The organism is Streptomyces sp. NBC_00885, from assembly GCF_045207475.1.
Taxonomy (GTDB): Bacteria; Actinomycetota; Actinomycetes; order Streptomycetales; family Streptomycetaceae; genus Streptomyces.
In genome coordinates this window covers 3529203-3540682 of sequence record NZ_CP108796.1, presented here as the reverse complement: position 1 = coordinate 3540682, position 11480 = coordinate 3529203, and the positions used below count along the sequence as shown (strand labels likewise).

The 11480-nt window shown below is 68.2% G+C and carries 12 protein-coding genes; 4 read left to right on the top strand and 8 right to left on the bottom strand.

What is annotated here, in order from left to right; genetic code table 11:
* Positions 1 to 101: 101 nt before the first annotated feature.
* The 3 genes from OHA61_RS15835 to OHA61_RS15825 form a co-directional block, all read right to left on the bottom strand.
* Positions 102 to 1397 (bottom strand): DUF2637 domain-containing protein, encoded by a 1296-nt coding sequence (locus tag OHA61_RS15835; RefSeq protein ID WP_406303558.1) that lies wholly within the window; start codon positions 1395 to 1397, stop codon positions 102 to 104.
* Between the two features lie 141 nt (positions 1398 to 1538).
* On the bottom strand, positions 1539 to 2267 hold the full coding sequence (locus OHA61_RS15830; RefSeq protein ID WP_406303557.1) for a DUF3558 family protein: 729 nt from the start codon (positions 2265 to 2267) through the stop codon (positions 1539 to 1541).
* Between the two features lie 151 nt (positions 2268 to 2418).
* The gene (locus tag OHA61_RS15825; RefSeq protein ID WP_406303556.1) at positions 2419 to 3255 is read right to left on the bottom strand and encodes a DUF3558 domain-containing protein; all 837 of its coding nucleotides are present in this window, start codon (positions 3253 to 3255) and stop codon (positions 2419 to 2421) included.
* 172 nt (positions 3256 to 3427) lie between these two features.
* Here OHA61_RS15825 and OHA61_RS15820 point away from each other — a divergent pair, with 172 nt between their 5' ends.
* Positions 3428 to 4621, top strand: coding sequence for an RtcB family protein (locus OHA61_RS15820; RefSeq protein WP_406303555.1), 1194 nt, complete (start codon positions 3428 to 3430; stop codon positions 4619 to 4621).
* A gap of 101 nt (positions 4622 to 4722) precedes the next feature.
* On the opposite strand, the gene OHA61_RS15815 is transcribed toward OHA61_RS15820, so the two are convergent.
* Positions 4723 to 4971, bottom strand: a complete 249-nt coding sequence (locus tag OHA61_RS15815; protein ID WP_406303554.1) for a hypothetical protein — start codon at positions 4969 to 4971, stop codon at positions 4723 to 4725.
* A gap of 167 nt (positions 4972 to 5138) precedes the next feature.
* Between OHA61_RS15815 and OHA61_RS15810 the strand changes: the two genes are divergently transcribed.
* Positions 5139 to 5693, top strand: a complete 555-nt coding sequence (locus tag OHA61_RS15810; RefSeq protein WP_406303553.1) for a potassium channel family protein — start codon at positions 5139 to 5141, stop codon at positions 5691 to 5693.
* A gap of 102 nt (positions 5694 to 5795) precedes the next feature.
* Here the strand turns inward: OHA61_RS15810 and OHA61_RS15805 are convergent, their stop codons facing one another.
* Positions 5796 to 6215, bottom strand: a complete 420-nt coding sequence (locus OHA61_RS15805; protein ID WP_406303552.1) for an SHOCT domain-containing protein — start codon at positions 6213 to 6215, stop codon at positions 5796 to 5798.
* Between the two features lie 190 nt (positions 6216 to 6405).
* Complete coding sequence (locus OHA61_RS15800) at positions 6406 to 7824, bottom strand: DUF2252 domain-containing protein (RefSeq protein ID WP_406303551.1); 1419 nt, start codon at positions 7822 to 7824, stop codon at positions 6406 to 6408.
* Positions 7825 to 8405: 581 nt separating this feature from the next.
* Between OHA61_RS15800 and OHA61_RS15795 the strand changes: the two genes are divergently transcribed.
* Positions 8406 to 9719 (top strand): cation:proton antiporter, encoded by a 1314-nt coding sequence (locus OHA61_RS15795; RefSeq protein WP_406303550.1) that lies wholly within the window; start codon positions 8406 to 8408, stop codon positions 9717 to 9719.
* A gap of 33 nt (positions 9720 to 9752) precedes the next feature.
* Here OHA61_RS15795 and OHA61_RS15790 read toward each other — a convergent pair whose 3' ends face one another.
* Together OHA61_RS15790 and OHA61_RS15785 are read right to left on the bottom strand one after the other, a co-directional pair.
* On the bottom strand, positions 9753 to 10037 hold the full coding sequence (locus tag OHA61_RS15790; protein WP_406303549.1) for a hypothetical protein: 285 nt from the start codon (positions 10035 to 10037) through the stop codon (positions 9753 to 9755).
* A 246-nt stretch (positions 10038 to 10283) separates the two neighbouring features.
* A complete protein-coding gene (locus OHA61_RS15785) occupies positions 10284 to 10772 on the bottom strand; it encodes an SRPBCC family protein (RefSeq protein WP_406303548.1) in 489 nt (162 codons plus the stop codon).
* Positions 10773 to 10908: 136 nt separating this feature from the next.
* Here OHA61_RS15785 and OHA61_RS15780 point away from each other — a divergent pair, with 136 nt between their 5' ends.
* Positions 10909 to 11070 carry a hypothetical protein gene (locus tag OHA61_RS15780; RefSeq protein ID WP_406303547.1) on the top strand — a complete coding sequence of 54 codons (162 nt, stop codon included), beginning with the start codon at positions 10909 to 10911 and terminating at the stop codon, positions 11068 to 11070.
* The last annotated feature ends 410 nt before the right edge of the window (positions 11071 to 11480 follow it).

The window sequence follows — 11480 nt, the reverse complement described above, 5'->3', positions numbered from 1 at the left end:
GGGGCAGCGCCCCCGGTTCGCGCCGCGAAGCGGGCGCAGGGAGGTTGGGGGTCCCCCCGGACGGAGTCTGGGGGAGGGCGGGGTGGGGGAGAACATCCCGCTCAAGCGATGTGCTCCGCCTCAAGCTCCGCCTGGAACCGGTTCTTGAACTCCGGCATCAACCGCCGCAGAAGCGCCGCGCTCCGCGGGTGCCGCACCCCGTGGCCGTCTGTGAGGTGTATGTCCAGCTGCTCCGCGCTCGGGAACGCGCCGTGCTGGTTCACGTACGCCTGGAAGACCGGATAGGCCAGCTCCCTGAACTCCTCCGTGTCGGCGGGCGGCTCCGGGAACTCCTCCTGGACGGGCTCCGGCGCAGGGCCCTCCACACGCTGGCCGGGGACCATGCCGCCGAGGGGGCGGGTGCGGCCCGGGCCCGCGGGGACGCGGACGGGGGTGGGCTCCAGGCCCTCCACGTACGTCGGGTTGAAGGCGCTCTCGTACGCCTCCTGGTACGCCTCCTGCGGGACCTGAGGCGCGGCGAACCACGGGCTCTCGTGGTTGGCGGGGCCCTGCTCGTACTGCTCCTGCTGTTCCTGCTCGTACTGCTCGGGCCCGTACTGTTCAGGCTCGTAGTGCTCGCGCTCGCGCTCGGGCTTCTGCGCCCACTCCTGGCCCCGAGGCAGCTGCGGCTGTTGCTGCTGCTGTTGCGGCTGCGGCGGGATCAGCGCAGGCTCAACGCCCGCCGCGGCCAGCCCCGCCGGTGCCGTTTCGGCAAGCGGCACGCCGTACTTCGCCAGGCGCAGCGGCATGAGCGACTCGACCGGCGCCTTGCGTCTCCAGCTCCGCCCGAAGCGGGCTTGCAGGCGCGCCTGATAGATCAGCCGGTCCTGCTCCAGCTTGATGACCTGCTCGTAACTGCGCAGCTCCCACAGCTTCATCCGGCGCCACAGCATGAACGTGGGGATCGGGGACAGCAGCCAGCGGGTGAGCCGGACGCCCTCCATGTGCTTGTCGGCCGTGATGTCCGCGATCCGGCCCACCGCGTGCCGCGCCGCCTCGACCGAGACGACGAACAGCACCGGGATGACCGCGTGCATGCCGACGCCGAGCGGGTCGGGCCACGAGGCCGCGCCGTTGAAGGCGATCGTCGCGACGGTCAGCAGCCAGGCGGTCTGGCGCAGCAGCGGGAAGGGGATGCGCAGCCAGGTCAGCAGCAGATCCAGCGCGAGCAGAACACAGATGCCCGCGTCGATTCCGATGGGGAAGACGAGGGAGAAGCGGCCGAAGCCCTTGTTCTCGGCGAGCTCGCGCACGGCGGCGTACGAGCCCGCGAATCCGATCGCGGCGATGACGACCGCGCCCGTGACGACGAGCCCGATGAGTATGCGGTGCGTGCGTGTCAGCTGCATCGCGGCCACCCGCGATCCCCTCCCGTATTCGATTCCAGCGGGCACAGCCTGGCACATGCTTTCGGAGCCCGGCCCTCCGGGCGACCCTCCTGGGGTGCTACCGCGGGTACGTCCGGGTGGCGGGATCCGTCAACAGGCTCTGGCCGGAACTTACTTGTTGGCGGTGCCCACCGAGGTAACGGCTTCCTTGGCCGCCGCCACGGCGCCTTCCATCAGTTCGGAGGAAGACGGGGACTTGGCGCCCGCGTAGCCAGTGCCGTTGTAGGTCAGCGTGATCACGACGTTGTCGACGCGGGTCACGATCGTGGCGTAGGTGAAGTCCTCGCCGGTCTTGGTCAGTTCGTAGCCGACGGCCGTGGCCGCCTCGCCGACGCCGCTCGCGGGCGAGGTCCGCACTTTCTTGGCGCCCTCGGTCGCCTGCGCGCCCGCCACTTCCTTGGCGTAGTTGTCCTCGGCGCGCTTCTTGCCGCTGACGCCCAGCGACTGCTCGGACTCGTAGCGGAGGAAGGAGACATCGAGCCAGCGGTACTGGGAGCCCTTGATGCCGTTGTCGTCCAGGCCGTTCCAGGAGCAGCTGCCGCGGCTGGTGGTGTCCGAGGACTTTCCGGCCGTGCCCGACTTCGACTTCGTCTTCGGGACCAGCTTCGCGATCGTCTTCGCGGAGATCGCCTTGCACGGCTCGGGGAGCTTGGCGTACTTCGCCGGCTCGACGGCCGCGGGCTTCTGCCCGCCCTGCGAGGTGGCGGAGGAGGACGAGTCCGAGCCCGAGTCCTTCTTGCTGTCGGAGCCCGAGAGCGAGGAGCAGCCGGCGACGACGAGCATCACCGGGACGGCGGCACAGGCGAGAATGCGGGCGAGTCGCGGGGCTGAACGGTGCATGGTTCCTTCAGTCGATGTCAGTCGATGTCGGTCGACCGTCTGCGGTCGGTCCGGTCGGTCCGGTCGGCCAGGCCACGGTACGCGGACCCGGCCCTTCCGTGGGACTGTCTTCTGATACGTACGCCACATCGCAACCCGTCCGCACAGCGGGTCAGCCGCTGAACTCCTCGGCGAGCTTGCGGGCCAGACTCCGGGCCTTGTCCTGCAGTTCCTTGCTGTCCGGGATCTCTGTCGTACGGGCGGCCTGCTCGCCGTAGACGATGGTCACGATCACGTTCGATGTGCGGAAGACCACGCTGACGGTGCGGCGCTGGGCGGTGGATCCGGCCCCGGCTCCGGTGAGGACGTCATCGAGGAAGGCGGCGTCGCCGAGGTCGTCGAGGACACGGGGCTGGAGGCCGTCGGCGGTGCTGGTGGAGGTGCTGCTGGGGGTGCCGCTCGGGGTTCCCGAGGGGGTGCCCGTCGCGGGCTTCGAGGTCGAGGGGGTGGGGGGCGGGGAGACCTGGCCCTGCTTGCCGTCGGCGTCGGTGGCGGCGCTGTTCGCGGGGATCGGCAGATTGGCCGCGTCCTGCTTCGTGGCGAAGACCTCCTGCGCCCGGTCGTCGTCGCTCACCGCCCCGTCGTACGAGACGACCCGCTCGAAGTCGACGCTGAGGTGGTGGGAGGCGTCCGGGGAGTCGGCCTTCCAGCTGCAGCCGACCCGGCGGTCCGTGTCGTAGGTGACGGCGGACGTGCCGCGGAAGATCTTCTGCCGCTGCTCCTCGGGCAGCTCGGCGGCGCCGGGCAGCAGGTCCTTGAGCGTGGAGCCCGGGACGGAGCCGCAGGGCTCACGCAGGGTGCGGTACTTGCCGGGCTGCGCGACGGAGGACGTGCTTTTCCCGGCCTTGGAGTCGATGGCGGAGCCCTCGGTGCCGCTGTCGGCGGTGCAGCCGGCGAGGAGCGCCACGAGGAGCGCCGCGAGGCCGGGTACGTACGCCTTTCGTTGCACGGTCCCAGGCTCCCTTCGAGAGGAAAAACGGTTGCCGCGCCAGAGCGGCCGATGAACACAATGTCTATCGCACGCACAGCCGTGGATGCCGGTCCGTTGAGTCATATCCGGTCTTATGCTCCGGCTTTTGCGCTTTAGACTTTTCATGGTGTTTCGGGGGAATTGAGGAAGTATGTCGTACGTAGAGATGCCGGGTGCGAAGGTCCCCATCCGGATGTGGGCGGACCCTTCGACGGTCGAGAGCGGCGCGATGCAGCAGCTCCGGAACGTCGCCACGCTGCCCTGGATCAAGGGCCTCGCGGTCATGCCGGACGTCCACTACGGCAAGGGCGCGACGGTCGGCTCGGTGATCGCGATGCACGGAGCGGTCTGCCCGGCCGCGGTGGGTGTCGACATCGGCTGCGGTATGTCGGCGGTGAAGACCTCGCTGACCGCGAACGACCTGCCCGGGGATCTTTCCCGGCTGCGCTCCAAGATCGAGCAGGCGATCCCGGTCGGCCGGGGGATGCACGACGACCCGGTCGACCCGGGACAGCTGCACGGCTTCCCGGCGGCGGGGTGGGACAACTTCTGGGCGCGGTTCGACGGGGTGGCCGACGCGGTCAAGTTCCGTCAGGAGCGTGCGACGAAGCAGATGGGCACGCTCGGTTCGGGAAACCACTTCGTCGAGTTCTGCCTGGACGAGTCCGGCTCGGTCTGGCTGATGCTGCACTCCGGATCCCGGAACATCGGCAAGGAGCTCGCGGACTTCCACATCGGCGAGGCCCAGAAGCTCCCGCACAACCAGGGCCTGGTCGACCGAGACCTGGCGGTGTTCATCGCGGACACCCCGCAGATGGCCGCGTACCGGAACGACCTCTTCTGGGCGCAGGAGTACGCGAAGTACAACCGCGCGATCATGATGTCGCTCTTCCAGGACGTGGTCCGCAAGGAGTTCAAGAAGGCGAAGGTGACCTTCGAGCCGGTGATCTCCTGCCACCACAACTACGTGGCGGAGGAGCGGTACGAGGGCATGGACCTGCTGGTCACGCGTAAGGGCGCGATCCGGGCGGGGAGCGGCGACTTCGGGATCATCCCGGGCTCGATGGGTACGGGCTCGTACATCGTCCGTGGTCTGGGTAACCCGGCGTCGTTCAACTCGGCTTCGCACGGGGCGGGTCGGAAGATGAGCCGGAATGCGGCGAAGCGGCGGTTCTCGACGAAGGATCTGGAGGAGCAGACGCGGGGTGTGGAGTGCCGTAAGGACTCCGGCGTCGTGGATGAGATCCCGGGTGCGTACAAGCCGATCGAGAAGGTGATGGAGCAGCAGAAGGACCTGGTCGAGGTGGTCGCGAAGCTCAAGCAGGTGATCTGTGTGAAGGGCTGAGGTCCAGCACGTCACGTGAACGAGGGCCCCGGACTGGTAGCGGTCCGGGGCCTTCTGCTCGTTGCGGAGAGCAGCGGAACGCGGTCGACCCTCACCTGCCCTCAGGCGTCGGGGTTCTTGCCCTCGGGCGTCTTCTTGATCCAGTCGATCTGGAGCTTGGCGAAACCGGCGTAGGGCCGGCCTTCCCGGAGGTCCTCGCTCTCCACCCGGACCAGGGCCCCGCCGATACGCATGAAGATCTCTGTGGTGCGGCCGGTGAAGGCGTACGTATCGTCCGCGCCGGCCTTCACCTCCAGCGGCTTCGCCTCTGCGCCGGCCTTGCGCCGCTCCTCGGCCGCGGCGCCCTTCATGCCTCGTCGGTGGCGGCTGTGCGAAGAGGACGTGTGGGTGCCGCCAGTCCGGTGACACCCGTGGTGCGCCTGCCGCACGGCGCTCGGATCACTCGGGAGAGTGACCGTCTCCAGCCAGCGCACCGGCGCGGTCACCCATCGGGTCTGCGCGACCGAGAGGGGAATCCGTGGACAGGGATCCGGGCAACGGGCGCCGGGCAATCGTGCTCGCTGCCGTGCGTTCACTTCTGGCAGCTGGGGTCCTCATCACCGCCTACTACCTGCTGCCGCTCGATTCGGCGTTCACAGTCGGCACCGTCATCGCGCTCATCAGCGGGCTCACCGCAGTGGCACTGATCCTGTTCTGGCAGGTTCGCGTGATCATGAGCTCCCCGCGGCCCCTGCTGAGGGCCGTGGAGTCGGTGTCGACGGCCCTGCCGCTCTTCCTGCTGCTGTTCGCTGCGGTCTTCTACCTGCTGGACCACAGCGCGCCGGAGAGTTTCAGTGAACCGCTGTCGCGGAGCGACGCGTTGTACTTCACGATGACCGTGTTCAGCACGGTCGGCTTCGGAGACATCACCCCCGTCAGCGAACCGGCACGGCTGCTGATCACTGGTCAGATGGCAGTCGATCTCGTGCTGATCGGCGTTGCGGCCCGGGTCTTGGTCGGCGCGGTCCAAGAGGGTGTGCGGCAGCGGAATCGGGCAGCGGGCGACGGCGAGAACGGCCCTTTCGCCGCGTAGTGAACCTGTCTGTTCGGCACCGCTTGTGCGCAACCGCCTCTCTGGCAGGGCCCGTCGGCGGGAGCACACATTTTGGCGGTTTCCACGCGTGCGCTCACGGCGTCAGTGGTGGAGGACCTTCTCCTTGGCCTGGCGGAACTCCTCATCGGAGATGTCGCCCCGGGCCCGGATCTCCGAGAGCTTGGCGAGTTGGTCCGCCTCGCTGGCAGGGCCGGTGGTGCCGGCGGTCTCGCGGATGTACCGGTCCGACTCCTCCATCTTGGCCTGGGCGTGCTTCTGTTCACGCCTGCCCATGCCCTTGCCGCGGGCGATGACGTAGACAAAGACGCCCAGGAAGGGAAGGACGATCGTGAAGATCAGCCATCCCGTCTTGGCCCATCCGTTCAGGGAGTCGTCGCGGAAGATGTCGACGATGACGCGGAAGAGCAGGAAGATCCACACGACCCAAAGGAAGATCCACATGATCGTCCAGAAGGCCCCCAGGACCGGGTAGTCGTAGGCCAGGTTCACATAGCTGCCCATTGCTTCTCCTGTTGGTGTCGTCTCCTGTTGGTGTCGTCCGTTGCGGCCGGGGTGTGTGTGAGGACGGGGCCGCGGGCCCCTTGCCGAAGCGCGCGGGGCTCGCGACCCCGGCCGGGCCGGTCGTTACTGGTCCTATTCGGCGGGAAGTTCCAGCCCGAAGGCGTCGCCGATGCTGCGGGCGGCCGGCTTCTCAGGCCGCTTCGGCCGGGACCCGTCCGGCTTGGATGGCATCGACCAGAGCCTGGTGGTCCTCCTCGTTCTGGTCCGCGTACAACTCGGCGAACGACGCCAGCGCGCGGTCGAACGCGTCGCCGCCGCCCAGGTAGGCGGCGATCGCGATCCGGTCCCCGGACCTGGCGTGGGCGCGGGCCAGCGTGGCACCGCACAGCCGGCCGAACAGAGCCATCTTCTTGGGCGACATGTCCTCGGCCACGGCGATTCCCTTCCAGTCCCGCAACTGGCGTACGTAAAAGTCCCGCCGCTTACCGTCCATACCCGTGAGGCGTTCCCATCCCAGGAACATGTCGCTGGTGGCCTGCATGAGCCGCTGGCCGGCGACGACGCGCTCGCCCTGGGTGGCGAATGTGCTGCGGCCGACGTAGGGCGCCAGAACCGACTCGTCGGCCTCCTTGGCCTGGAGGAACAGGGGATCCTCGTCGTCCTTGCCGAGCAGCAGGATGATCCAGCAGCGGGTTCCCACACTGCCCACACCGACCACCTTGCGGGCCACATCGGCGAAGCGATAGCTCTCCAGCAGGAACTGGCGGTCCGTCGACAGGGTCTGTCCGTAGCGCTCGATCAGCCGGCTGAGCTCCTTCTCCAGCTCGCCGCGTTCGGTGTCCGGAAGCAGATCCTGGAGCCGTACCAGCAGCGGCGGATCGGGAGCGATCAGACGCCTTCCGTCGAGAACGTGTGTGAGCTTGTCGAAGACCTGCAGCGTGTCATGAGCACGGGCCCGCTCCCGCGTCTTTTCCCAGCGATCGCGCTGCCTGGCACTCGCCGCGGAGGCGAACTGCTGCTGCAGCTCGTCCGCGTCGAAGCGGGTGTACCAGACCTCGAGATTGCCCAGTCCCGCGAAGCCACGCATGCTCTCACGGTAGGACCGCACCGCCGTCCGGACCACCGACGCCCGCTCCTTGGAGCTGAAGCCGTTCGCCCGGCCCGCGATGACGAGGCTGGCCGACAGCCGTTTGACGTCCCATTCCCATGGTCCAGGCAGTGTCTCGTCGAAGTCGTTGATGTCGAACATCAGGCGGCGTTCCGGTGAGGCCAGCAACCGGAAGTTCAGCATGTGCGCGTCGCCGCAGCACTGCACCCTGATCCCGCTGCGCGGCGTCTCCGCGAGGTCCGCGGCCATGATGGCGGCAGCCCCGCGGTAGAAGCGGAATGGCGCCTCGCTCATCCTGCCGTAGCGGATCGGCACGAGTTCCGGCACCCGCGCCGCGGACTGCTTCTCGATGATCTCCACCGGGTCCGTGCGCTTCGGCGGGGGATGGAACTCGGCGTGGCTGGACCGGGGTGCGGCGGATCGTGCGGCCTTGCCGCGGGCGACCCGCTCCTGCTGGCTGAGGTGTCGTGTCTCGGCGCCGGAGAGGTAGTTCTCGGTCATTGCAGACGCTCCACGATCTGGTGGCCCGGCGCGCAGCGCGTTGGTAGCGCGGCGGCCGCCGAGGTCGTGGGTCGTTCAGCATGACGTCGAGTTCGGCGCAGACCGGGTCGCCGCCGCAGCAGCTGATCGTCCCTATCCAGCCGCGCTGGGCGAAATGAGCATATTTGCCCATTCGCTTGATCGTATCTCCGGATGGTGCCCCCAGCTACCTGAGCCAACGGGCTACCTGGGTTGACCTGCCAGGGCCCGGGAGCGGAGGGCGGGCTACCCCGCTCGGCCGGTGAACTCGTCACGCTTGACCACGCACAGTGCGGGCGGGCGAGGCGGGGCGGGGCCGGTCGGTCGTCCGTTGGAAGACGGGATCGAGCCCACGAGCGGAGTAGGAGCGACCACGGTCCGCCGTTGCACCCCTGGGGCGGCACCGTCCGGCGTGTCCCGTCGATGTTGGCGGGCAGTTCTTCGCCGACCTGTAGAACGAGGCGAGCGGCGCGTTCAAGGGGGACCAGCGGGGCTCGCCGCAGCTGCGCAGGAGTCGACAATCCACCGGGTGTGTCCGGCGGGTGGACCCGGAGGGCCGGAGCATGAGCAGTGGCGCCTGGACCGTTGTGGCGGTGGCAGGCGTCACTGCCGCGTACGCACTGGTTTCGCGTCGGCTGTCATCGACGCCTCTGTCGTCGGCGATCGTGTTCGTCGGCGCCGGGATCCTCCTCGGGCCGGCCGTGCTGGACATCGTCGACTTGGAGCACGACACCGCACCGATCACCGCGCTTCTCGAAACCACTCTGACCCTCGTGCTGTTCACCGATGCCATGACCGTGCGCAGACGGGACCTCGCGGTTGGGGGCTTTCTGCCCGGCCGTCTGCTGGCCATCGGACTGCCGCTGAGTATCGGGGCGGGCTGGCTGCTTGCCTGGCCCTTGCTGCCCGGGCTGACGGCGTGGGAGCTCGCACTCGTCGGTGCCATCCTCGCCCCCACCGACGCCGCCCTCGGAAAGACGGCCATGTCCAGTCCCCGCGTCCCGGCGCTGGTACGTCACGGCCTGAATGTGGAAAGCGGCCTCAACGACGGCATGGTGCTGCCCTTCTTCGTCCTCTTCCTGGCAGCCATCCCGGGCACGAACTATGCGGAAGAGGGGGTGGCGGGCGTCTTCTGGCGCGCACTCGTGCTGAGCACCGCGCTGGGTCTTCTGGTCGGTGGGCTGGGCGGGCGGCTGTTGCAATGGTCCCGGGCCAAGGGATGGGTCACGCGAGAGTGGCGGCAGGTCTATGTGCTGGCCGTCGCGGCGGCGGCGTACGAACTCGGCGTCGTGACGGAAGGCAGCGGCTTCATCGCCGCCTGGGTCGCCGGGTTCGCCTGCGGTTTCGCCCTGCGCCGCTACCGGACCGGCCGCGAGGAGGAACACCCGGACCGTACAGCCGAGTTCACCGAAAACCTCGGAGGACTCCTGGCGTCGATCAGTCTTCTGGTCTTCGGAGCAGTGCTGCTCGGTCCTACGCTGGAGGATCTGAGCTGGCGGATCGTCCTGTACGCGGTGCTCAGTCTCACTGTCGTCAGGATGGTGCCGGTGGCCTTCTCCCTCGTCGGGAGCGGGCTGCGGGTGCCCACGGTGGCGTACATCGGGTGGTTCGGGCCACGCGGTCTCGCGTCGGTCGTGCTGGCGCTGCTCGTGGTGGAGGAAGACGTCCCCGGGGTGGAACTGCTGGGCAGGGTGGTCGCGATCACCGTCGGCCTCAGTGTCCTCCTGCACGGCGTCTCGGCAGTGGCCCTCGCCGAGCGGTACGGCCGCTGGCACGAGAAGGCCGCGGCCGCCACCCGCGGCCTGCGCGAGGGCACCCCCGTACCCGAGTCCCCCGGGCGCCGCAGGCTCGGCTCCCTGGACCGGCCCGAGAGGTGATGGCGCGCGGCCCGGGCGTCTCCAAGCCGTGCCTCAGTTGTCTGCGTCCGACAGCCAGCGCAACTCGATCTCAAGCCATTGGCTCTCGTGACGCCACGTGTCCAGGGCGGTCACCATCTGGCGGCTCACTGCGTCGGCTGTCATTGAGCGCCACCGGCAGCCCCTGAGAAACTCGACGAGTACTCCGATCCGCTCGTCATGGCGGGCCACCGGCACTGGGTCGGCCGCTGCGGGTTCGTCGATCGCGGCGAGCGCGCGACGGCTGACCATTTCAGGCGTGAGCCTTCGCCACGCGTACGGGCTCAGGGCCTCGCTCACCGCGCATACGCGCGCGTCTGTCAAGGAAACCAGGCGAACCATTCGAGCCCTCCGCAGTGTGGGGACACCCCCGTCGACGGCCACGTCGCCAGTCAGCACCGGGCTTCCCGCCCCTGCCTGTACGGAGTGCTATTCACGTAGATCGTACGTCCGTATTCGTGCCGATTTCTGTGTCTCCGCTCACAGAGCAGGGCGGGCCACTGCCAGGCCGGTCGGCCTACCGACCAGGGAGTCCGGAGCCCGGCGTCAGCTGCCGACGTGGGCTCGGATGGTGCGCATGGCTCGGCGTTTCACGAGCCTGATGACCGGGCTGCTGGCCCACATCAACGGGGTGACCAGAGGGATTGCCTCGATGGCCATCGTCCAGGTGAGGCGTGAGCCGGAAGGCGTGCTTTCGATGGTCCAGTCCTCCGCCGCGTGGCGGAGGCCGGGAAGAGATGCCTCGAAAACGCTGAACGTGTACCGATGCCCCTCGTCCCAGCGGAAGAAGCGTTCACGAGCGGTGAAAACTCTCAGCAGCGTGACATCGCGTACCGTTCCGACGCCGAACGGGAGCGGCGAAACCCAGCGCAGGCCGGTGAATACCCACACCCAGTGGACCAATTTCTCACCGGTCAGGACCTCCCAGATCCGCTCGGCAGGGGCCGTGGTCTCCACGGAGTGCACGTAGCGGAAGGGCGCGGACTTCAGAAATGCGTCTCCACTCTCGGCGAGTGGATACCAATGCCGAACCATGAGTACCACCATTCTCCCTTCCTCTCCCCGCCTGGATTGCACAGGCGGGAGTCCCGCGCGCTCCAGCCGGCGGTCGGGCGCCCCTCACGAAGAACGGTGGCGGCCGACTGGTGTCGACGCCAGCGGCAGATGGAGCGTGGCGCCGAATCGCGCGGCATGGGGCCTCGCCCGCGAAGATCACGACCTGCGTGAATTGCCACGGAGTGCCTACGAGCGGGAGCATCTCAAGTCCGGTGACGTCGCCGGGTCTTGGCCCGACACCCGGGAAGCGCCGCGTGCCATCGTCCTCGTCGTGTAGTCCCACGCTCAACATTAGGTGCAGTCATGCGCTTTCTATTTCATCACGTCAATGCTCGCAGGGGCGGACGTAGAACTCCTCGGCGGAAATCCTTCTGGACAGGTAATTCGGCGAGGGGTTAATCCGCGGCCCCGTATTGCATCCGGCGACTGATCACGGTTGGAGGAGCGTCAACGGCCGCTGCTCCAGTGGCAGCTGTCGTGGCGCGGATCTAGCATTAATGGTGGGCGAAATGTGCAGGGGCAACCGAGCTGCACGCGGGTCGACCGCAGTTGATAAGCCGCGTGCCAGGTGATTGTGTGCCACGGACCTGACCCGTCGGCCAACACTTCCGTGTGAGCCCACGCACACCGCGGAGCGGTCCGCATGAGGCCCTCCCGTTGGCCGGCGTAAAGCTCGCTGGACGTCGA